The 19,581-nt window shown below is 63.7% G+C and carries 21 protein-coding genes and 1 riboswitch; of the genes, 12 read left to right on the top strand and 9 right to left on the bottom strand.

Going from position 1 to position 19,581, the window contains the following annotated elements:
- Nucleotides 1-112 precede the first annotated feature (112 nt).
- The 3 genes from NKK52_RS21530 to NKK52_RS21520 are packed head-to-tail and all read left to right on the top strand — an operon-like array spanning nucleotide 113 to nucleotide 2,517.
- Entirely contained in the window at nucleotides 113-913 is an 801-nt protein-coding gene (locus tag NKK52_RS21530) for a DUF3108 domain-containing protein (protein ID WP_023685359.1), read from the top strand.
- 45 nt (nucleotides 914-958) lie between these two features.
- The gene (gene yddG / locus NKK52_RS21525; protein ID WP_023670684.1) at nucleotides 959-1,846 is read left to right on the top strand and encodes an aromatic amino acid exporter YddG; all 888 of its coding nucleotides are present in this window, start codon (nucleotides 959-961) and stop codon (nucleotides 1,844-1,846) included.
- The gene (locus NKK52_RS21520) at nucleotides 1,843-2,517 is read left to right on the top strand and encodes a lysoplasmalogenase family protein (RefSeq protein ID WP_023670685.1); all 675 of its coding nucleotides are present in this window, start codon (nucleotides 1,843-1,845) and stop codon (nucleotides 2,515-2,517) included. The genes yddG and NKK52_RS21520 overlap by 4 nt, the downstream gene beginning before the upstream one ends.
- On the opposite strand, the gene NKK52_RS21515 is transcribed toward NKK52_RS21520, so the two are convergent.
- Together NKK52_RS21515 and gloB are read right to left on the bottom strand one after the other, a co-directional pair.
- The gene (locus NKK52_RS21515; protein ID WP_023699114.1) at nucleotides 2,514-2,945 is read right to left on the bottom strand and encodes a cupin domain-containing protein; all 432 of its coding nucleotides are present in this window, start codon (nucleotides 2,943-2,945) and stop codon (nucleotides 2,514-2,516) included. The two genes, NKK52_RS21520 and NKK52_RS21515, sit on opposite strands and share 4 nt — an antisense overlap.
- 20 nt (nucleotides 2,946-2,965) lie before the next feature.
- Nucleotides 2,966-3,733 carry a hydroxyacylglutathione hydrolase gene (gloB, locus tag NKK52_RS21510; protein WP_023670687.1) on the bottom strand — a complete coding sequence of 256 codons (768 nt, stop codon included), beginning with the start codon at nucleotides 3,731-3,733 and terminating at the stop codon, nucleotides 2,966-2,968.
- Nucleotides 3,734-3,851: 118 nt separating this feature from the next.
- On the opposite strand from gloB, the gene NKK52_RS21505 reads away from it, so the two are divergent.
- The 3 genes from NKK52_RS21505 to NKK52_RS21495 all read left to right on the top strand — a co-directional run bounded on the left by NKK52_RS21505 (nucleotide 3,852) and on the right by NKK52_RS21495 (nucleotide 7,445).
- On the top strand, nucleotides 3,852-4,634 hold the full coding sequence (locus NKK52_RS21505; RefSeq protein ID WP_023670688.1) for a class I SAM-dependent methyltransferase: 783 nt from the start codon (nucleotides 3,852-3,854) through the stop codon (nucleotides 4,632-4,634).
- 137 nt (nucleotides 4,635-4,771) lie between these two features.
- On the top strand, nucleotides 4,772-6,592 hold the full coding sequence (locus tag NKK52_RS21500; RefSeq protein WP_023685357.1) for an ABC transporter ATP-binding protein/permease: 1,821 nt from the start codon (nucleotides 4,772-4,774) through the stop codon (nucleotides 6,590-6,592).
- A 64-nt stretch (nucleotides 6,593-6,656) separates the two neighbouring features.
- Nucleotides 6,657-7,445, top strand: a complete 789-nt coding sequence (locus NKK52_RS21495; protein WP_023685356.1) for a DUF1194 domain-containing protein — start codon at nucleotides 6,657-6,659, stop codon at nucleotides 7,443-7,445.
- Between the two features lie 51 nt (nucleotides 7,446-7,496).
- On the opposite strand, the gene NKK52_RS21490 is transcribed toward NKK52_RS21495, so the two are convergent.
- Complete coding sequence (locus NKK52_RS21490) at nucleotides 7,497-8,432, bottom strand: glycosyltransferase family 2 protein (protein ID WP_023685355.1); 936 nt, start codon at nucleotides 8,430-8,432, stop codon at nucleotides 7,497-7,499.
- 248 nt (nucleotides 8,433-8,680) lie between these two features.
- Here NKK52_RS21490 and NKK52_RS21485 point away from each other — a divergent pair, with 248 nt between their 5' ends.
- Nucleotides 8,681-9,001 carry a DUF1330 domain-containing protein gene (locus NKK52_RS21485; protein WP_023685354.1) on the top strand — a complete coding sequence of 107 codons (321 nt, stop codon included), beginning with the start codon at nucleotides 8,681-8,683 and terminating at the stop codon, nucleotides 8,999-9,001.
- 7 nt (nucleotides 9,002-9,008) lie between these two features.
- On the opposite strand, the gene metW is transcribed toward NKK52_RS21485, so the two are convergent.
- Together metW and metX are read right to left on the bottom strand one after the other, a co-directional pair.
- On the bottom strand, nucleotides 9,009-9,623 hold the full coding sequence (gene metW / locus NKK52_RS21480) for a methionine biosynthesis protein MetW (RefSeq protein ID WP_023685353.1): 615 nt from the start codon (nucleotides 9,621-9,623) through the stop codon (nucleotides 9,009-9,011).
- Nucleotides 9,620-10,789, bottom strand: coding sequence for a homoserine O-acetyltransferase MetX (gene metX, locus NKK52_RS21475; protein ID WP_023685352.1), 1,170 nt, complete (start codon nucleotides 10,787-10,789; stop codon nucleotides 9,620-9,622). Before metX ends, metW begins: the two co-directional genes overlap by 4 nt.
- A gap of 60 nt (nucleotides 10,790-10,849) precedes the next feature.
- Nucleotides 10,850-10,927, bottom strand: a riboswitch (SAM riboswitch).
- Nucleotides 10,928-11,053: 126 nt separating this feature from the next.
- Here metX and hisC point away from each other — a divergent pair.
- The gene (gene hisC, locus NKK52_RS21470) at nucleotides 11,054-12,163 is read left to right on the top strand and encodes a histidinol-phosphate transaminase (RefSeq protein ID WP_023685351.1); all 1,110 of its coding nucleotides are present in this window, start codon (nucleotides 11,054-11,056) and stop codon (nucleotides 12,161-12,163) included.
- Nucleotides 12,164-12,167: 4 nt separating this feature from the next.
- Complete coding sequence (locus tag NKK52_RS21465; protein WP_023685350.1) at nucleotides 12,168-13,103, top strand: prephenate/arogenate dehydrogenase family protein; 936 nt, start codon at nucleotides 12,168-12,170, stop codon at nucleotides 13,101-13,103.
- Nucleotides 13,104-13,110: 7 nt separating this feature from the next.
- Here NKK52_RS21465 and NKK52_RS21460 read toward each other — a convergent pair whose 3' ends face one another.
- Both NKK52_RS21460 and NKK52_RS21455 read right to left on the bottom strand, forming a co-directional pair.
- Entirely contained in the window at nucleotides 13,111-14,034 is a 924-nt protein-coding gene (locus NKK52_RS21460; RefSeq protein WP_023685349.1) for a sugar kinase, read from the bottom strand.
- A 124-nt stretch (nucleotides 14,035-14,158) separates the two neighbouring features.
- Nucleotides 14,159-15,157, bottom strand: a complete 999-nt coding sequence (locus NKK52_RS21455; protein ID WP_023685348.1) for a DUF2125 domain-containing protein — start codon at nucleotides 15,155-15,157, stop codon at nucleotides 14,159-14,161.
- 123 nt (nucleotides 15,158-15,280) lie between these two features.
- On the opposite strand from NKK52_RS21455, the gene NKK52_RS21450 reads away from it, so the two are divergent.
- The 3 genes from NKK52_RS21450 (at nucleotide 15,281) to NKK52_RS21440 (ending at nucleotide 17,623) form a co-directional block, all read left to right on the top strand.
- Nucleotides 15,281-15,814 carry a gamma-glutamylcyclotransferase gene (locus NKK52_RS21450; protein WP_023673305.1) on the top strand — a complete coding sequence of 178 codons (534 nt, stop codon included), beginning with the start codon at nucleotides 15,281-15,283 and terminating at the stop codon, nucleotides 15,812-15,814.
- Between the two features lie 163 nt (nucleotides 15,815-15,977).
- Nucleotides 15,978-16,925: an aldo/keto reductase gene (locus NKK52_RS21445; protein ID WP_023685347.1), complete on the top strand. Its 948-nt coding sequence runs from the start codon at nucleotides 15,978-15,980 to the stop codon at nucleotides 16,923-16,925.
- 83 nt (nucleotides 16,926-17,008) lie between these two features.
- Nucleotides 17,009-17,623: a LysE family translocator gene (locus NKK52_RS21440; protein WP_023685346.1), complete on the top strand. Its 615-nt coding sequence runs from the start codon at nucleotides 17,009-17,011 to the stop codon at nucleotides 17,621-17,623.
- A gap of 69 nt (nucleotides 17,624-17,692) precedes the next feature.
- On the opposite strand, the gene NKK52_RS21435 is transcribed toward NKK52_RS21440, so the two are convergent.
- Both NKK52_RS21435 and NKK52_RS21430 read right to left on the bottom strand, forming a co-directional pair.
- Nucleotides 17,693-18,502: a lysophospholipid acyltransferase family protein gene (locus NKK52_RS21435; RefSeq protein ID WP_023673308.1), complete on the bottom strand. Its 810-nt coding sequence runs from the start codon at nucleotides 18,500-18,502 to the stop codon at nucleotides 17,693-17,695.
- A 116-nt stretch (nucleotides 18,503-18,618) separates the two neighbouring features.
- Entirely contained in the window at nucleotides 18,619-19,524 is a 906-nt protein-coding gene (locus NKK52_RS21430; RefSeq protein WP_023685345.1) for a LysR family transcriptional regulator, read from the bottom strand.
- Nucleotides 19,525-19,581: the final 57 nt, after the last annotated feature.

Here is a 19,581-nt window from a genome sequence, read left to right as displayed (position 1 = left end):
TGTGACGAGCGTTTCACATAAAGGCCGGAATTCAGCCTATAAGCGGTCGGACAGGGACATCTCAAGCCGGAGTCGCCCGCCTCCGGTTAAAAAATCAAGGACCGAGCCCGCCATGCTTCGCCCGTCACATGCCGTTGTCGCCATATTTGTCGCCGCCTTGCCAACATCAACCCTTGCCGCCGCGCCCGCAGCCACCGCACAGTCCTTCAAGGGCGAATACACGGTGTCGTTCCTCGGTCTTTCCGTGGCCAAGGCGACATTTTCCAGCCACTACGAAGGCGATAGCTATTCCATAGACGGCACCGTCTCCAGCGCGGGTCTCGCCACCTTGTTCGACGACACGAGCGGCACGATCTCGTCAAAGGGCAAGATCCTGGGCAAGCAGATGCAGCCGCAGGTATTTCGCGCCGATTATAAGTCCGGCAAGAAGGCTTCCATGGTCGATATCCGCTTTGCCAATGGCGCGGTGACCGCCACCCAGATCATTCCCGAGCCGAAAAAGCGCAATCCCAAAAACTGGATACCGCTGGGCAGCAACGATCTGGCATCGGTGCTCGATCCGATGGCGGCTACCGTCATCCATGCTGACAGCCTCGACCAGGTCTGTGGGCGCAAGGTGAAATTCTATGACGGCGAGATGCGCGCCGACCTGACGCTGACCTACGCCTCGAAAGGATCGATCTCGGTCAAGGGCTACAAGGGCGACACCGTTACCTGCAAGATGAGCTTCGAGCCGGTGGCAGGCTACCGCAAGGGCCGCAAGGCGCTGAATTACCTGAAGAAGAAGAGCCAGATGATGGTGACGTTTGCACCGCTCGGCCAAACCGGCATATATGCGCCGATCCACGCCACGGTCGGGACGCAGATCGGCACCTTGACTGTCAGCGCGGGGCGGTTCGAAGCAACTGAATAGATGCGCCTACCCGAATAGAAATGGGGCGCGTCGCCGGAGACGGGCATGGGGCGCGCAACACTGATCGGTTTCTCGGCGGTCGCCATGTGGGCGCTGCTGGCGTTGCTCACCGATGCGTCGGGCGCCGTGCCGCCATTCTTGCTCTCGGCCATCACCTTCACCATCGGCACCGCGGTCGGGCTGGTTGCCCGGCTGTTCATGCCGGCGACCGATAAAAGCCTGAAGATCCCACGCCAGGTCTGGGTGATCGGCATTGCCGGACTGTTCGGCTACCATTTCTTCTATTTCACCGCGCTGCGCAACGCGCCGGCGGTGGAGGCAAGCCTGATCGCCTATCTGTGGCCGCTGCTGATCGTGCTCGGATCAGCGCTGATGCCGGGCGAGAAGCTGGCCTGGAACCATGTCGTCGGCGCGCTACTCGGGCTCGCCGGGACCGTGCTGATCGTCACCAAGGGTGGCGGCCTCGCCTTCGATGCTCGCTACACCTTCGGCTATGCGATGGCGGCCGTGTGTGCGCTGCTGTGGTCGTCCTATTCGCTGCTGTCGCGGCGCTTTCCGGCGGTGCCAACCTCGATCGTCACCTGGTTCTGCGCCGCCACCGCAGCCCTGTCCCTCATCTGCCATCTTCTGCTGGAAAAGACGGTGCTGCCCGATGGCCCCGGCCAGTGGCTGGCGGTGGTTGGTTTGGGGTTGATGCCGGTGGGTGCCGCCTTCTATGCCTGGGATATCGGCGTCAAGCGCGGCAACATCCAGGTGCTCGGCGCGGCAAGCTATGCGGCGCCACTGCTGTCGACATTGGTGCTGATCGCGGCGGGCGTTGCCGAGCCGTCGCTGCGTATCTTGGCCGCCTGCGTGTTGATCACGGGTGGGGCGGCGCTGGCGGCGAAATCGTTGTTCCTGCGCAAGGCGGCAACTGGCGGGGCAAGCGCATGACGATGCCGTTTGCCGGCGGCATCGACGCCAACGCAAATGCAACATTGATTTTTTCGCTGGTGGCGGCAGTGATCTACGCCTTCACCCTGGATATGCGGCCGACGCTGGCCCGCTCGGCGGCAAAGACGCTGGCCGTGGCCATGCTTGCGGCGCTGGCCTTCATGCAAGGTGGGCCGCTGTTGCTCGTCGTCGCACTGCTGCTCAGCGGCGTCGGCGATGCCTTCCTGTCGCGTGACGGCGAAAAGGCCTTCCTCGGCGGGCTGGCCAGCTTCCTTGCGGCGCATGTCCTCTATGTGCCGCTCTTCCTGCGCGGCGGCGGCGGGCTGGATGTGCTCAGCACCGAGACATGGCGCGGCGCCATCGCGCTTGCCATGGCGGCCTTCGCAGTCGTCATGCTGGCGGCGCTCTGGCGCCGTGTCAGTCCCGGCCTGCGGGTGCCGATCGCCATCTATATCGCGGCCATTCTGGCGATGGGCATCTCGGCGTTGACGCTCGACAATCCGTGGGTCATCGGCGGCGCTGTTATGTTCATGGCATCGGACGGGCTGCTTGCCGCGGAGAAATTCCTGGTTCCGGCAATAGCACCCTATCGCGCCGGCATCCGTTATGCGGTCTGGGTGCTCTACTATGCCGCCCAGCTCTGCATAACTCTTGGTTTTCTTCTGGCCTAAGGCTGCCAGCCCGGCTCGGCCATTTCAAACGCGGCGAAGTCGAAGCCCGGCGCCACGGTGCAGCCGACCAACGTCCATTCGCCGAGGCTGCGCGCCGATTGCCACCAGCCGGCCGGCACGACGATCTGCGGCCGCTCGCCCGCCGCAAGCTCAATGCCGAGCACCTGCTCGATCACCTGGTTAAGCATTGGACTACCTTCCTCGCACATCGACAGCGCCAGCGGCGCTCCGGCATGGAAGTGCCAGACCTCGGCCGCGTCCTTGACCCGGTGCCAGGCCGAAATCTGGTCCTGTTCAAGGAGGAAATAGATCGCCGTCGAATGGCCACGCGCGCCACCGGCGCCGTCGCGAAAGGTCTCGGCATACCAGCCGCCTTCCGGATGCGGCTTGAGGCCAAGCATGGCGATGATTTCAGCGGCGCTGGTCATGGCTGATCCCGGAACGATGCTCAGAAATTGTCCTTGCGCTTGCGGATTTCCGCGAACACTTCGGCGTCGGAGGCCTCCTCCATACCGAGATGCTTGCGGATCGCCGGGTCGTGCCAGCGCAGGAACGGATTGGTCGACAATTCCTCGCCGATCGTGGTCGGCAGCGTCGCCTTGTTGTCGGCGCGCAGGGTCTCGATCTTGGCGGCGCGTTCTTTCAGCGCCGAATTGGTCGGGTCGACGGTCAACGCAAAGCGGGCGTTCGAAAGCGTATACTCATGGCCGCAATAGATGACCGTGTCCGCCGGGAGTGCGGCGAGCTTCTTCAGCGACTCATACATCACCGGCGGCTTGCATTCGAACAGCCGGCCGCAGCCGAGCGCGAACAAAGTGTCGGCGGTGAACGCCACTTTCGAGGCCGGAAAATGATAGGAGACATGGCCCGCAGTGTGGCCGGGCGTGGCGATGACATCGATCCGCTCGCCGCCGAGATGGACGACCGAGCCTTGCCCGACGGTCTCGTCGATGCCGGGGATCTTTTCCTTTTCAGCCTCCGGTCCGACGATGCGCAGCTTGAAGCGCTCCTTCAGCGCCAGATTGGCCTCGACATGGTCGACATGGTGGTGGGTGGTCAGGATCATCGTCGGCTTCCAGCCGGTACGCTCGATCGCGGCAATGATCGGCGCTTCTTCGGGCGCGTCGATAATGGCGGTCTCGCCGCTTTTCGGGTCATGCACCAGCACGCCGAAATTGTCGCTGCGGCACATGAACTGTTCGATTTCGACGGGCATTGGCATCTCTCCATCTGTTGGCGCAGACATAGGGCGCTTGGCCGCCGATGTCACTCTAGCTTTGCAGAACGTGCCGGCTTTGTTGAACTTGGGCGGCATCGCAGCTACCGTCCCGCGCATGCATTCCGATATCGTCGATCTCCGCTCCTTCTATTCGACCACGCTCGGCCGCCTGGCTGAACGCTCGATCACCATGGCGCTGTCCTCAATATGGGCAACAGTGCCCAATGAGCGGCTGGTCGGGCTCGGCTATACCTTGCCGTGGCTGGAGCGGTTCGGCACCGATGCCGAGCGGGTGTTTGCCTTCATGCCTGCTACGCAAGGCGCCGTCGTCTGGCCGGCGAACGGGCCGACGGCTACGGCGCTGGTCTTCGACGAGGAATTGCCGCTGGTCGATTCCTGCATCGACCGCATGCTGCTCGTGCATTCGCTCGAACATGTCGAAAACCCGCGCGAGACGCTGAACGAGATCTGGCGGGTGCTGTCGCCGGCAGGGCGCGTCGTCATCGTCGTGCCCAACCGGCGCGGTGTCTGGGCGCGGTTCGAGCACACGCCGTTCGGCAATGGCCGGCCGTTCTCGCGCGGCCAGCTGACAGAATTGCTGCGCGAGGCGAATTTCACACCGGCTTCCTGGTCCGACGCGCTGTTCTTCCCGCCATCGCCGCGGCGCTTCATGATGCGGTTCCACAATGTGCTGGAGCGCGCCGGCCGGCGGTTCTGGCCGATCTTTTCCGGCGTCATCGTGGTCGAGGCGCAGAAGCGGCTCTATCAGGGCGTGCCGGTCGCGCAGCGCGCCTCGCGCCGTGTCTTCGTGCCGGTACTGTCACCGCACGGTGCGACGCGGCTTGGCCGCCGGGCGGAAGGGGTGACATCGACGACGCGTCAGGTGACACCTTCGTGATCATCATGAAAACTGGTGTTGCGTGGGTTTTTCCCACCTACCTGTCGCAGATGCATTCGCGGTCCGTTTGAGCGGCGGATGCCTTCAAGTATCTCCATCTGGTTTCAGCAACGCTTCTGAACGCAAGGACCTCGTGCATGGCTGATCAACCGGACAAGTCCGCCACCGCTCAGCCGGTAACCGTCGAAGCCAGCAGCCTGCGCGATCAGGTGGCGACGATCAAACGGGCGCTGATAGGCTCACCGGTGCGCAAGTGGCTGGTCTGGACGTCGGTCGGCATTATGGCGGTCATCGTCGCGACGTCGATCGGCCAGGTTCTGCTCAACCGCTGGAACCAGCCTTTCTACGATGCGCTGGCGCGTCGCGACATGGCGGCCTTCCTGCATCAGCTGATGATCTTTGCCGTGATTGCCGGCACGCTGCTGCTGCTCAACATCGCTCAGACCTGGCTCAACCAGATGATCCGGCTGAAGCTGCGCGAGGCGCTGACGCTCGACCTGATCGACCAATGGATGCGGCCGGCGCGGGCCTTCCGGCTCGCCAATGCCGGCGCCATCGGCGTCAATCCCGACCAGCGCATGCAGCAGGATGCCGCGCATCTGTCCGATCTGTCGACGGACCTCGGCGTCGGCCTGCTGCAATCCTTCATCCTGCTGGTGTCGTTCGTCGGCGTGCTTTGGCAACTCTCGTCGGGCTTCGTCTTCCACATCAACGGCTGGTCGCTGGCGATACCGGGCTACATGGTCTGGGCCGCGTTCCTCTATGCCGGCATCGCCTCCTGGCTGAGTTGGCTGGTCGGGCGGCCGCTGATCCGCCTCAACAGCGACCGCTACACCCGCGAGGCCGAGCTGCGTTCCGGGATGGTGCGCGTCAACGAGAATGTCGACGCCATCGCGCTCTATCACGGCGAAGCCGATGCCAAGAGACGGCTCGAAATCGACCTTGGCACGGTGCTGGGCGCGATGCGAAACATCTACAAAGCGCAAATCAACCTTTCCTGGGTGACCGATACCTATGGCTGGATCACCGTGGTGGCGCCGATCCTTGTGGCATCGCCGGTCTATTTTTCAGGCGATATCAGCTTTGGCGGGTTGATGATGGCGGTCGGCGCCTTCAACCAGGTGCACTCGTCGCTGCGCTGGTTCATCAACAATATCGGCGGCATAGCCGACTGGCGCGCCACGCTGATGCGCGTTGCCGACTTCCGCATCGCGCTCGATGAAACCGATGTGCTGCACGACAAGGAAAAGCGCATCGAATTCGGCGACAACGCCAATGGCAGCCTGACCTTCGAGAAGCTCCAAGTGGCCTCGCCGGAGGGCTGCACCAAACTTTCAGACAGCCATGTCGAGATCCATCCCGGCGAGCGCGTCATGATCACCGGCGACCCAGGCGCCGGCAAGACATTGTTCTTCCGCGCCGTTGCCGGCCTTTGGCCCTGGGGCAGCGGGCGGATCGGCTTGCCGGCCGGAGAAACGCCGATTTTCGTGCCGCGTGTTCCGTATTTTCCTGCCGGCACGTTACGCGAAGTGCTGCATCCGAATGGCTCGGCGCCGGCTGGCGATGCTGATTTTGGGGCGGTACTGGCCGAGGTCGGGCTCGAGCGGCTGTCATCCTCGCTCGACCGTTCCGCACGGTGGGAGCGTGAACTCAACGATGACGAACAGCGGTCGCTGGCCTTCGCCAGGCTGGCCTTGCGGCAGCCGAAATGGGTGATCATCGACGAAGCGATGGACGCGTTCGATGGTCCTTCGCTGCGAAGGGTACTGTCCATGCTGGAGAAACGCCTGCCGGAGACCGCGATCCTCAACATCGGGCGCGGACTGCACAATGGTCATTTCTTTCCACGCGCATTGAACATCGTGAAGGATACGGGTGCTGCGCCACTGAAACCCGCCCGAGTCAGGACCGGCGCCATCGACCCGCCGCCGAAAGCGGCCGTGCGGCGAAAGAAGTAGAAGGGGCTTTATTTCGCCGCGATCGCGGCGAAGATTCACGGGTCGAAACATCCGTGGTGCGGCCATGCTCGATGCGCTCGGCCTGCTTGCCTGCCTTGCCTGCACCACGCCCGTGGCTGCCCCGGCCGTTGCCGTGGATGTTGAACTGGTGCTGGCCGTCGACATCTCACAGTCGATGGACGAGAGGGAGTTCGCGCTGCAGCGCGCTGGCTATGTCGAGGCGCTCAGGCATCCCGATTTCATCAAGGCCGTGCGCTCGGGAACCACCGGGCGCATCGCGCTTGCCTATTTCGAATGGGCGGGCGTCGTGCGCGAGGATGGCGTCATCGCTTGGCAGGTGATCGACAGCGCAGAGAGCGCCAACGCCTTCGCCGACAGAATAGAAGCGCGGCCGTTCCGCAGCTTTCGCGGCACCTCGATTTCCGGTGCGCTTGCCTTCGGCGCCGGGCTGTTCGAGGGCACGGGGTTCGATGCGCCACGCAGCGTCATCGACATTTCCGGCGACGGTCCCAACAACACCGGGCTGCCCGTCGCCACGACACGCGATGCGGCGGTGGCCAAGGGCATCGTCATCAACGGCCTGCCGATCCTGATCAGCCCGTCGCCGACCTTCAGCCATCTCGACCAGTATTATGACGACTGCGTCACCGGTGGGCCCGGCTCCTTCGTGTTGCCGATCTATGCGGCCTCGGAATTCGCCACCGCCATACGCCGCAAGTTGATCCTGGAGGTGAGCGGCATCGCCGATGCGACCGTGGTCCCGATCGATGCCGCCGCACCCATGGACTGCCTGCAGGGCGAACGCGACCGGCGGCTATATTCCGACCCATATCTGCCGGAACTCGACAAATGAGGTTTGAGGCAGTTCGGAGGGGAAAGCCGCTGCGCGGCTTGTCGGCAAACTTCAGGCCGGCCGTGCACCGTATTTGTCGCGAAATTCGGCATAGAGATCGCGGCGCCAGCGCCGGCCGCCGACATAGCCACGCAACAGCTGCGGCAGCGAATAGCCAAGCGCCTTCGACGACCGGTTGGCCATATAGCCGGAGAACGCCTGCAAAACCCTGCCCTTGAGTGCATCGGCGATGAGCTGCCGGGCGATCATGTAAGGCGGAATGTAGGGGTAGCGGTCGGCGATATAGGGGTGCTTGTCGATCAAGCTCGCATAGGCTTCGACATAGCCGTCCCGGCGACCGGAGATCGAATTCTCCGAGTTGTACTTTTTCCAGTCGATCACTTCGGACAGCTGCGCGCCGCTGCGACGGGCAAAGCGCAGCAACAATTCGCGATCCTGCATGCGCGTGACGTCACTGTCGTAGCCGCCGATGGCCAGCAGCGACTCGCGCCGGGCGGTGATTGCCGACCCGGCAATGAAGATGGTCTGCGCGACAAGGGCCCGCTCCAGCGAGTCGCGGCTCAGCAGCGCTTCGCGGTTGACGCAGTTGGTGCGGCGATTGCCCTTCAGCGACACGAAGGAACTGATCAGCACTTCGAGCGAGGGATTGTTGTCGAACTGCTCCAGCGTCCGCGCCAGGCGATCCGGCAAATAGACGTCGTCGGAATCGAGGAATGTCACCACCGGCGCCTGCGCCCGCTCGATGCCGGCATTGCGGGCGGCATTGGCGCCGCGCCATTTCGAGCCAACATAGATCAGCCGTGGATCGCGGATTTCGGCAAGTGCGGCTGCCGTACCGTCGGTCGAGCCGTCATCGACGACAATGTGTTCGAACCGGGGAAAATTCTGCGCCAGCACGCTCTCCACGGCGCGCACCACCTTGCTGCGGCGATTGTGCGTCGGTGTGATCACCGAGATCAGCGGAGCGAGGTCGGTTGCCTTGGACATGTTGCTTCGATTGTGCCCCGAAATGCCTGGAGGCCGGAGGTTTTGATGGTCGCCGTCCAAGCCTTACCCCGGGATGGCATTCGATTCGACGCTACAAAAAACCAGCGGCAATGTCATCACAAACTGTTGAGCCAGGACGCCGGTAAGCCGGCCGATTACCCCAGACGTAATCGACCGATGGCCATCATGTCTGCAGATTGCGCCAACGAAGCCGGTCGTCGGGCTTCGATCTCACAGGGAGTTCAGCCATGGCCGCCTACGCCGTCGCCCATATGCGTCAAGTCACAATGGGCCCGCAGATTGTCGAGTATCTGCAGAGGATCGACGCCACATTGGAGCCGTTCGGCGGCCGCTTCCTTGTCCACGGCGGCGACATGGACGTGGTCGAAAACGAATGGCCCGGGCATCTGATCGTCATCGAGTTTCCGGACAGGGCGCATGCGTGGGGCTGGTACGATTCATCAGCCTATCGGGAGATTCTGGCCTTGCGCACCGACAACTCCCACGCCGATGTGATCATCGCCGATGGCGTTCAGCACCCGCACAAGGCGACGAACGTGCTGGAATAGGGGCAAACTACCGCTTCAGCAAGAACACCGCTTGCTGGCCGAAGAAATTCCAGAACCACCATGGCATCGACAGGCCGATCTTCTGGCCGTTGCCGTCGAGCGCGGTGGCTTTCTCGACCGAAGCGCCGAGTTCCTCGACCAGATTGACGAAGTCCCGGATGGTGCAGAAATGGATGTTGGGCGTGTCGTACCAGGAATAGGGCAGGTCCGCGGTTACCGGCATCCGGCCCTTGACGAACAGCGACAGCCGCACCCGCCAGTGGCCGAAATTGGGGAAGGAGACGATGGCGCGGTTGCCGATTCGCAGCAGCTCGTCGAGCACCAGCTTCGGGTTGCGGGTCGCCTGCAGCGTCTGAGACAGGACGACGAAGTCAAAACCCTTGTCCGGATAGAATTCGAGGTCGGTATCGGCATCCCCCTGGATGACCGAGAGACCGCGCGCCACGCATTCATTGACGCCGCGCTGTGACAGCTCCAGCCCGCGGCCGTCGACCTGCTTGGTCTCCTGCAGGAGTTCGAGCAGCAGGCCGTCGCCGGAGCCGACATCGAGCACCCGCGACTGCGGCGGTATCAGGTTGGCCACGACTTCGAGGTCGACGCGCTGGCTGCCATTGACGCTCATGAGGCGAGCCCCCTTGCGCGGGCCGCCGAGCCGATGAAGCCCTTGATGGCGGCAAACAGTTCGGGTTCATCGAGCAGGAAGGCATCATGGCCGCGGTCGGTGTCGATCTCGACGAAGGAGACGGAGGCGCCGGCGGCGTTAAGCGCATGCACGATCGAGCGGCTCTCCTCGGTCGGGAACAGCCAGTCCGAGGTGAAGGACACCAGGCAGAAGCGGGTCTTGGTCCCGGCAAAGGCATCTGCCAACCGGCCGCCATGGTCGGCGGCGAGGTCGAAATAATCCATCGAACGGGTCATGTAGAGGTAGGAGTTGGCGTCGAAGCGGTCGACGAATGTCATGCCCTGGTGGCGCAGATAGCTTTCGATCTGGAAATCTGCGTCGAAACCGAAGGTCAGCGCTTCGCGGTCCTGCAGATTGCGGCCGAATTTCCGATGCAGGGCGGCTTCCGACAGATAGGTGATGTGGGCGGCCATGCGCGCCACGGCGAGCCCCTTTTCCGGGCGCTTGCCGTGCTCGAAATATTTGCCGCCATGCCAGTCCGGATCGGCCATGACGGCCTGCCGGCCGACCTCGTGGAAGGCGATGTTCTGCGAGGAATGGCGTGCGCCTGTGGCGATCGGCAGGGCCGAGAAGACGCGCTCGGAATAGCATGACGCCCATTCCAGCACCTGCATGCCGCCCATCGAGCCGCCGAGCACGCAAAACAGCTTTTCGATGCCGAAATGGTCGACCAGCATCAGTTGCGCCCGCACCATGTCGCGGATGGTGATGATTGGCAGGTCGAGGCCGTAGGGCTTGCCGGTGGCGGGATTGGTCGAGGCCGGACCGGTGGAGCCGAGGCAGCCGCCGATGACGTTGGAGCAAATGACGAAGAAGCGGTTGGTGTCGATGATCTTGCCGGGACCGATCAGCACTTCCCACCAGCCGGGCTTGCCGGTCACCGGATTGGTGCTGGCGACATGCTGGTCGCCGGTCAGCGCGTGGCAGACCAGGATGGCGTTGGTGCGGGCATCGTTGAGGGCGCCATATGTCTGGTAGGCGATCTGGAACGGCGACAAAAGCGTGCCGGCGTCAAGCTTCAGCGGCTTGTCAGGGCCAAAACGCAACACAGGGCTCGACGGGTTGTCGGCCTCGTTGTTGGTTTTTGTAGCGCGGAGCGCGGCCATGTGACTCTCCTTGCCCGCCGTCAGGCAATAAAAAACCGGCAATGCGATCGCAAAGCCGGTTACGTCACGCAAACGGCCCTTTAGCGAGTTGTTTAACGTGGCTGCAAGCCGACCGGCCAAATCACCACGGAACTGTTGCGTTCTTCTAGAACTCGTGCGGCCCGGCGTCAACGGCCAGCTATTGCCCGCCTCTCGACATTCGCGGCTACGGCTTGTATTTCCGCTGCGGCCTCCGGACGGAGGCATTCTCGATGGATTTGCGACATGGACAAGACAGCGGACAAGGCACGACCGACGCCCCGCGCGGGCATTATGGACATCGACGCCTATGTGCCGGGCAAGAGCACAGCACCGGCCGGCGTCGCCAAGGTCCATAAATTGTCGTCGAACGAGAACCCGCTCGGCCCGTCGCCGAAGGCGATCGAGGCCGCGCGCGAAGTGGCCAGCAAGCTCGATGTCTATCCCGACGGCACCGCCCGCCGGCTGCGCGAGGCGATCGCCGAGGTGCATGGCCTCAACCCGGCAAACATCATCTGCTCCAACGGTTCCGACGAGATTTTGGGCCTGCTGGCGCAGACCTATCTGGCGGCCGGCGATGAGGCCATCATCACCGAACACGCCTTCATGATCTACAAGATCTACATCCAGTCGGCCGGCGGGACACCGGTGACGATCAAGGAAACCGAGGAACGCGCCGACGTCGACGCGATCCTGGCCGCGGTGACGCCGCGGACCAAAATCATCTTCCTCGCCAATCCCAACAATCCGACCGGAACCTATCTGCCGTTCCAGGAGGTCCGCCGCCTGCATTCCGCTCTCCCGGGCAACGTGCTTCTGGTGCTCGACGCGGCCTATGCCGAATATGTCAGGCGCAATGACTATGAGGCCGGCATCGAGCTGGCGGGCAGCGCACAGAATGTGGTCATGACCCGCACCTTCTCCAAGCTCGGCCTTGGCGGCGCGCGCATCGGCTGGATGTATGGCCCACTGCACATCGTCGATGCCATCAACCGCATCCGCGGCCCTTTCAACGTTAACGCAACAGCGATCGAGGCCGGCATTGCCGCCATCCGCGACCGCGCCCATGTCGAGCGCAGTTCGTTGCACAACGAGACCTGGCTTACCTGGCTGAATGAAGAGCTGACGAAGCTTGGGCTCAGGGTGACGCCCAGCGTCGGCAATTTCGTCCTCATCCACTTTCCCGACGACAAGAAGCATTCGGCTGAGGCGGCGGACGATTACCTCACCCAGCGCGGCTATATATTGCGGCGCGTTACCGGCTATGGCTTTCCCAATGCGCTGCGCATGAGCGTCGGCACCGAAGAAGCAAATCGCGGCGTCATCGATGCCCTCACGACATTCCTGAAAAGCTGAAACAATGACATCACCGATGTTTGAAAAGATCGCGCTGGTCGGCATCGGCCTGATCGGCTCGTCGCTGGCCCGCGTTATCCGCCGCGAGGGCCTGGCCCGCCATGTCGCCATCGCGACGCGCAGCCCGGCCACGCTGGCGCGGGCGAAGGAGCTCGGTCTTGGCGAGAGCTACACCACCGGCGCCAGGGAAGCGGTCCGCGACGCCGACCTGATCATCGTCTCGGTGCCTGTGGGATCGTCGGGCGAGGTGGCGCAAGAGATCGCGCCGGGGCTGAAAAAGGGCGCCATCCTCACCGATGTCGGTTCGACCAAGGCCTCCGTCATTGCGCAAATGCAGCCCTATGTACCGGACGGCGTGCACTTTATTCCGGGGCACCCGCTGGCAGGTACGGAGAAATCGGGCCCGGATGCGGGTTTCGCCGACCTGTTCGAAAACCGCTGGTGCATCTTCACGCCGCTGCCGGGAACCGATCCGGCCGCGCTGGAAAAGCTGTCGGAATTCTGGCGGCGCTGCGGCTCCAACATCGACTCGATGGACCCGCAGCATCATGACATGACGCTGGCCATCGTTTCGCATCTTCCGCACATCATTGCCTACAACATCGTCGGCACGGCCGACGATCTGGAATCGGTGACCAAGTCGGAAGTGATCAAATATTCGGCTTCCGGTTTCCGCGACTTCACCCGTCTGGCCGCCTCCGACCCGACCATGTGGCGCGACGTGTGCCTGCACAACAAGGATGCCATCCTGGAAATGCTGGCGCGCTTTTCGGAGGACCTCGCCTCGCTGCAGCGGGCGATCCGCTGGGGCGACGGCGACAAGCTGTTCGACCTGTTCACCCGCACCCGGGCCGTTCGCCGTTCGATCATCGAGGCCGGCCAGGATATCGACGTGCCGGATTTCGGCCGGCAGGCGGTCGAGCACCCGGTGAAAAGTTAAATCTGTTTCAGACGGGCCAGGTCGCCGCGACCATGGCCATTGTCTCGGCCCGGTCCGGCGCGCCCAGCCGGCCGCCGAAGCGCTGGCATTTGAGCGCGGCCGCCGCGCTGGCAAAGCGCAACGCGTGCTCGACCGACATGGCCTCAGCAAGTCCAACGGCAAAGGCGCCGTGGAAAACGTCGCCGGCGGCCAGCGTGTCGACCGCCTTGACCTTCGGCGCCGCGATGTGGCGCACGCATCCGGCGGACCGGTCATGCCACCAGCTTCCCGAGGCGCCGCCGGTCACCGCCACGAAGGCGTCTGTGCGGCTGGCGAGGTCGGCGCAGGCGGTTTCGGGATCCAGCGCGTGGCCGCAGACAATGCGTGCAGCCGTCTCCGAAGCGACGATGTGCGACGCCAGCGGCAACAGATGCTCCAGCACCTCCAGCGGCGCCGTGTCGGCGTCGAGGATTGCCGGGCAACCGGCGTCGCGCGCGGCGGTCAAGGCAAGAGCGGCGGCGCCCGGCCAGCGCACATCGACCAGCACGGCATCGAAGCCGGAAAGATCGGCGACAGGCACCGCCTCGGGGTCGGCCTGCGCCTTTGGGTCGTAGAAGGGCACGATGATGCGCTCGCCATGAGCGTCGACCAGGATCGCGGCCAGCGCCGAGCGGGCGCCTTCGACGCGGCGGACAAAGCCGCAATCGACGCCCTCGGCCTCGATGCCGGCCAGCAATTGGTCGCCGACGGCATCGTCACCTGCACTTGCCCACAGGAACACCTCGGCGCCGAGACGGCGGGCGGCGCAGGCAGCACTTGTCGCCATGCCCGAGGCGATCTGGATGCCGTCCGAGGCGATGAACTTGCCCTGATGCGTGGGCAGGGTTTCGACGCGCAGGATGGTATCCAGCGTCAGCGCGCCAACGCTCAGCAGTTTCACCGGTCGGTTCATGCGTCGGCTTGCTCGAGCATGATCTCTCCCCAAAAGCCGTTCCCGCTCTTTGCGATCATGCTCTATCTCTTTGTTTTAACGGAATTCCGGACGGAAAACCGCTCACACTTTTCTTGGAATTGCTCTAATCGAGCGGCTTGATCTTGCCCAGCGGAATGAAGCCGAGCGAGACCTTGCCCTTCACCACCTTGAGCGGCATCGACGGTTCGTTGCCGAGCAGCGCCAGACCGGCAAAGCCTTGCTCGATCTGGCTCTTCTGCTCGGGGATTGCGGTGGCGAGGATTGCCGCCACGGCTTTGGGATCCTGCAGCTTGATCGTCAGGTCGGCATTGACCAGGCCGTTGGCGTCGACCGACACCGGGCCGGAGACGGTGATGCGCGCGGTTCCCGACGACAGATCGAGCTTGTGGATGTCGGCCGCCTGGCCGCGCAGGCTCCTGGCCTGCGTCTTCATCAGCGCGACGCCGTTCTTCAGCGTCGCGTCGCCGCTGCCGTCGAGCGGCGGCAGCACGCGCCCGCCGATCGCGTCGGCGTCGATCTCAAGATCGGTGAAGCTGCCGACGTAGCCGATGTCCTGGCCGTCGGGCCGCAACTCGCCCGCCGCGGTTCCGGCGCTGAACAGTGAAACCGGATCAGTGTCGTCGGCCGGATCCGTCTGGCCGGACAAGCTCTCCGCCTGCAGCGAAATGCTCCGGGGCAGGGGCCAGAAGAGCTTGGCATTGGCCTGCAGATTGTCCCAGTCGATCCATAGCGGCGCCATCCCCGGCACCGAGGTGCGCAGCGGCCCACGCAACTCGGCGGCAGGCGACAAAGGCCGGATGAGCTCTGCAACGAAGTTGAAGCTGCCTGCCGAGGCGGCAACGTTCCTGGCGTCGTCCTCGTAAGCCAGATTGTCACAGGAGATGGCAAAACTCAGGGGGTAGCCGCTGACGGTGAGGTTGGCGCAGCCGGCCTCGATGCCTTTGTCCTTGAGCGAGGCCACCGCCTTGTCGGCTTCGCTGCTGACGCGACCGGCGACATAGAACCAGACTGCGCTGTAGACGCCGAACAGCATAACGAGCAAGGCAGCGAGCCACATCAGCCGGCGGCGAAACTTCGACGGACGCTCGTCACTTGACGTCATGCTGCGGCTTTCATTAACGCGGGCGTGTTGCGGGTGGACTGTGGCTTACGCAAAAGCAAAAAGAACAGAAGAGCACCGATTCCGATGCGGCGGCGTCACTCTCGTACAATCAGGCTTGGCGATATGGGCGATTTTTGGGTTTTTGGCTACGGCTCGCTGATCTGGCGACCGGGATTCGCCCATGTCGAGACACGGCGCGCGCGGCTTTACGGCTACCGCCGGTCGCTCTGCGTCTATTCCTTCGTGCATCGCGGCACGCGCCAGCGGCCGGGCCTGGTGCTAGGCCTCGACCGTGGCGGCTCCTGCATCGGGCTGGCCTTTCGCGTGCCCGGCGAGCTGCGCGATGAGGTGCTGACCTATCTGCGCGAGCGCGAATTGGTGACCAGCGTCTACCTCGAGCGTGTGCTCGATATCAGCCTCGACGGGAATGGGGCGGCCGCGGGAGAGAGAGTGAAAGCGGTCGCCTATATCGTCGACCGCCAGCATGAGCAGTATGCCGGCGGGCTCGACCCCGCGCATGCGGCAGGTGTTATCCGTGGCGCCGTCGGCCAGTCCGGAAACAACGAGGACTATGTGCTCAACACGCTGCAGCATCTCGCGGCGCTGGGTATCAGCGACCACTGGCTGGAAGAGGTGGCGAAGCGGATCGCCTCGTGAGCCAGTGGACCACGGCGAGCCTGCAGGCGAAGCGCTCGCGCCTTTGTGAAGCGCTGGCCCGCTGGAAAATTGGCTGAGGCCTTTGACCTCGGCGCGGCGAGACCTAGCTTAGCTGCGGCCCGAAGCATTCGGGTCGCCCGCCGCCAGCCCACGGAGCCCCGTCTTGCAAAAACGCCGTCTCGGTCAAACCGACCTTTCCATCGCGCCGCTGGTCCTGGGCGGCAATGTCTTCGGCTGGACCGCGGACGAGAAGACCTCCTTCGACCTGCTCGACCGGTTCGGCGGCGCCGGCCTCAACGCTATCGATACGGCCGATGCCTATTCGCGCTGGGTGCCCGGCCACGCGGGCGGCGAGTCCGAGACCATCATCGGCAAATGGATGAAAAGCCGCGGCAACCGTGACAAGATCATCGTCATCACCAAAGTCGGCTCGGATATGGGACAAGGCAAGAAGGATCTGTCCGCTGCCCATATCGAAAGGGCAGTCGAGGCGTCGCTCAAGCGACTGCAGACCGATGTCATCGACCTCTATTTGTCGCACTGGCCGGACCCGACCACGCCTTATGAAGAGACGCTCGGCGCTTACCAGAAGCTGCTCGCTGCCGGCAAGGTCCGCCATATCGGCGCCTCGAATCTCGACGCCGGCCAGCTGCGCGCCGCGCTCGATGTTGCCAGCCTGCGCGGGCTGCCGCGCTACAGCGTGCTGCAGCCGGAATACAATCTCTACGATCGCTCATCCTTCGACGGGCCGCTGCATGATGTGTGCGTGGCCGAGGATATCGGCGTCATCACCTATTTCAGTCTCGCCAAGGGGTTTTTGAGCGGCAAATACCGTAGCGAGGCCGATCTCGGCAAAAGTGAACGCGGCGGCGGCGTGAAGGCTTATCTCAATGCGCGCGGCATGCGCATTCTGGCCGCACTCGACACTGTGGCGGCGCGCCATTCGGCCAAGCAGGCGGAAGTAGCACTCGCATGGGTGATGGCGCAGCCCGGCATCACTGCGCCGATCGCCAGCGCCACGACGCTGGACCAGGTCGACAGCCTGGTGCGCGCCGCATCGCTGAAGCTCAGCGCGGAGGATCTCGTGGCGCTGGACAAGGCCAGCGCCTAGCCGCGCAGGTTCGGCACGATCGTTCAAGACGACGGCTGTCCGCCTTGCCACACTGTTCTCCATTATTGTGGAGAAGAGGCAGCATGGCCGCAGACATTCTTTCGCAGGCGCAGCCCTGGCAGCAATTGCTGGCGCTGGTGCTGGCGGCAACCGTCGTCATGGGCAGTCCTGGCCCGGCGACGATCAGCGTCACGGCGATAGGGGCCGCCTTCGGCCTGCGCAATTCGCTTCACTACACATCGGGGATCATTTTAGGCACGGTCGCGGTGCTGCTGGTCGTGGCCACCGGCATCAAGGCTATCCTCACCTCGATGCCGGGCGTAGCGCCAGTGCTGGCGGTCGCTTCAGCCGCCTATATTCTCTACCTCGCCTACAGAATAGCGACAGCGCCGCCGCTGGCCGCGCGTGACAGCAGCGCGGTTCTGCCGACCTTCCTCGGCGGCTTCCTGCTCGCCGTTGCCAACCCGAAAGCCTATCTGGCGATTGCTGCGGTCCTTGCTGGCTCCGCGACCGCAGCTCTCGGCATCCCGGCCAGGCTGGCGGTTCTCACCCTGATGATCGTAGCCATCCATGTGCTGTGGCTGCTGGCCGGCGCGGCCTTCGCCCGCACCCTGCGCCAGCCGCTGACGTCGCGGATCATCAATCTGGCCTTCGCGGCGACGCTGGTGCTGACCACGGCGCTGGCGGCGTGGCCTTGAGCCGGCCCGCAGAAGAGATCAAGCTTTGGTCTTTTTTGTTTTGGCGCGATTCAGGACGGAAAAAACCGCTCACACTTTTCCTGGAATTGCTTTGGCGGCCGCGGCGAGTTCGGCCAGCCGCTTGACCGCCGTCGGCGGCATTTGCGGCGGGTTAGGAGCCTGCGATGCCTCGATCAGCAGCTGGTCGCAGGCGGCTTCCGTATCGCCGATCAGCCGGTCCATGAATTCGTCCTTGCCGAGCCCGGGCGGGATCGGCGGCAGGAAGCGGGCCTTGATGGTGCCGGGAAAGCGCAAAAATTTGCGGCGAGGCCAATAGAGGCCGGCGACATGGGCGACCGGTACCACCGGGACGCCAAGCTGCGTATAGAGCTCGACAATGCCGTATTTGTAAGCCGGCTCGTCGCCTGGCGCTCGGCGCGTGCCTTCGGGGTAGATAATCAGCTGGCGCGGATTGCGCCCCATCTCCTGCTTTGTCGATGCAACGACCTGCTTCAACGCCTTGGAGCGGCTGCCGCGGTGAACCGGGATCATCCGCATCTTCAGGATGTACCAGCCGAAGAAGGGGATCCAGGTCAGCTCGCGCTTCAGGATATAAAGCGGATCGTGGAGGAAGGGAAAGAAAGCGATCGCGTCCCAAAACGACTGGTGTTTCGGCGCCAGGATGAAAGAGCCCTCCGGCAGGTTCTCGACGCCGGTGATGTCGCTCCTCGTGCCGGCGATCTTGTCGTAGAGCCACAGGCTGGTGCGCGACCAGAATTTCGGCACGAACCAGGCGCGATGGCGTGGCGAAAGGAAGTAGTAAGGGGTCCAGAGGACCATCTGGACGATCAGATTGACATAGAAGACGAAGTTGAACGCCAGCGAGCGGATATAGAGCATGCGGGGAAGGGCCCGTTGAGGAGGTGTGCGTTGGTTACACCAAGCGCGGGCAAAAAGGAAACGCCGCAATGGCCTGACATAGGCCGGCTCGCCACTGACTCAAAGCCAGTCTCAACTCACCACGTCGCCTGCAATAGCCGCTGCTTCAGCCGCGGAGCGGCGAAATCGAGGAACGCCCTGAGTTTCACCGCCAGCAGGCCTTGGCCGGCATGGACGAGGCTCACCGGCCACGGCTGCGGCTCGAAGGGTCGCAAGACCGGGACGAGCACGCCGGAACGTACTGCGTCCGCGATCTGGTAGGAGAGCACCCGCGTCATCCCGGCGCCTGCAATCGCGGCATCGATTGCAGCTTCCGCCGTGTTGACGCGCAGCCGTGAGTGGATCGGCACGATCAGTTCGCCCTTGTCGCCGGCAAAGCTCCAGCTGGCGAGCGCTGCAGGCCCTTCGAAACTGATGCATTCATGCGCGGCCAGATCGTCCGGCGTCCGCGGCATGCCATGCGCGGCGATATAGGCGGGGCTGGCGCACACGACGCGACGGATCGCGCCGACGCGGATGGCAATGAGGCTCGAAGGCGCAAGCTCGCCGATGCGGATGGCAAGGTCGAGATGTTCCTCCGCCAGTTGGGTTATCCGGTCAGCCAGCGTCAGGCGAATGTTGACTTGAGGATAAGCCGCCAGGAATTCGGTGACGACAGGCAGCACGTGCAGGCGACCAAAGACGACCGGCGCGGTGATGAACAGGTCGCCGGTCGGCGTGCTGTATTCGCCGGCAGCGGTGCGTTCGGCTTCGCCGACCTCGCCGAGGATGCGGCGGCAGGCGGCGAGATAGGCCTGGCCGGCATCGGTCAGCGTGAGCTGCCGGGTCGAACGGTTCAGCAGGCGCGCCTGAAGGTGCTTTTCGAGGTCGGAAACCTTGCGGCTGACCGTTGCCAGTGGAATGCCGAAATGGCGGCCGGCAGCGGAAAGGCTGCCCGCTTCCACCGCGGCGACGAACAGCGACATGGCTTCGAGACGATCCATAGTTTCTTCCGGAAATTGGAAAGATAGCTTGCAACTATGCCATCTACATCCAAAACA

Origin of the sequence: Mesorhizobium sp. C277A, assembly GCF_040324395.1 — a bacterium.
In the GTDB taxonomy this organism is placed as follows: domain Bacteria; phylum Pseudomonadota; class Alphaproteobacteria; order Rhizobiales; family Rhizobiaceae; genus Mesorhizobium.
Note: the sequence above shows the minus strand (reverse complement) of the source record. Positions and strands in the feature narration are given on the sequence as shown.

Coding starts and splice junctions, on each gene's coding strand:
- NKK52_RS21450 (WP_023673305.1), top strand. CDS start 15,281: ATGGGCGATTTTTGGGTTTTTGGCTACGGCTCGCTGATCTGGCGACCG.
- NKK52_RS21460 (WP_023685349.1), bottom strand. CDS start 14,034: ATGAACCGACCGGTGAAACTGCTGAGCGTTGGCGCGCTGACGCTGGAT.
- NKK52_RS21490 (WP_023685355.1), bottom strand. CDS start 8,432: ATGTCCAAGGCAACCGACCTCGCTCCGCTGATCTCGGTGATCACACCG.
- NKK52_RS21520 (WP_023670685.1), top strand. CDS start 1,843: ATGACGATGCCGTTTGCCGGCGGCATCGACGCCAACGCAAATGCAACA.
- NKK52_RS21500 (WP_023685357.1), top strand. CDS start 4,772: ATGGCTGATCAACCGGACAAGTCCGCCACCGCTCAGCCGGTAACCGTC.
- NKK52_RS21530 (WP_023685359.1), top strand. CDS start 113: ATGCTTCGCCCGTCACATGCCGTTGTCGCCATATTTGTCGCCGCCTTG.
- metW (WP_023685353.1), bottom strand. CDS start 9,623: ATGAGCGTCAATGGCAGCCAGCGCGTCGACCTCGAAGTCGTGGCCAAC.
- yddG (WP_023670684.1), top strand. CDS start 959: ATGGGGCGCGCAACACTGATCGGTTTCTCGGCGGTCGCCATGTGGGCG.
- NKK52_RS21505 (WP_023670688.1), top strand. CDS start 3,852: ATGCATTCCGATATCGTCGATCTCCGCTCCTTCTATTCGACCACGCTC.
- NKK52_RS21440 (WP_023685346.1), top strand. CDS start 17,009: ATGGCCGCAGACATTCTTTCGCAGGCGCAGCCCTGGCAGCAATTGCTG.
- NKK52_RS21495 (WP_023685356.1), top strand. CDS start 6,657: ATGCTCGATGCGCTCGGCCTGCTTGCCTGCCTTGCCTGCACCACGCCC.
- NKK52_RS21430 (WP_023685345.1), bottom strand. CDS start 19,524: ATGGATCGTCTCGAAGCCATGTCGCTGTTCGTCGCCGCGGTGGAAGCG.
- NKK52_RS21465 (WP_023685350.1), top strand. CDS start 12,168: ATGACATCACCGATGTTTGAAAAGATCGCGCTGGTCGGCATCGGCCTG.
- hisC (WP_023685351.1), top strand. CDS start 11,054: ATGGACAAGACAGCGGACAAGGCACGACCGACGCCCCGCGCGGGCATT.
- NKK52_RS21435 (WP_023673308.1), bottom strand. CDS start 18,502: ATGCTCTATATCCGCTCGCTGGCGTTCAACTTCGTCTTCTATGTCAAT.
- NKK52_RS21455 (WP_023685348.1), bottom strand. CDS start 15,157: ATGACGTCAAGTGACGAGCGTCCGTCGAAGTTTCGCCGCCGGCTGATG.
- metX (WP_023685352.1), bottom strand. CDS start 10,789: ATGGCCGCGCTCCGCGCTACAAAAACCAACAACGAGGCCGACAACCCG.
- NKK52_RS21515 (WP_023699114.1), bottom strand. CDS start 2,945: ATGACCAGCGCCGCTGAAATCATCGCCATGCTTGGCCTCAAGCCGCAT.
- NKK52_RS21485 (WP_023685354.1), top strand. CDS start 8,681: ATGGCCGCCTACGCCGTCGCCCATATGCGTCAAGTCACAATGGGCCCG.
- gloB (WP_023670687.1), bottom strand. CDS start 3,733: ATGCCCGTCGAAATCGAACAGTTCATGTGCCGCAGCGACAATTTCGGC.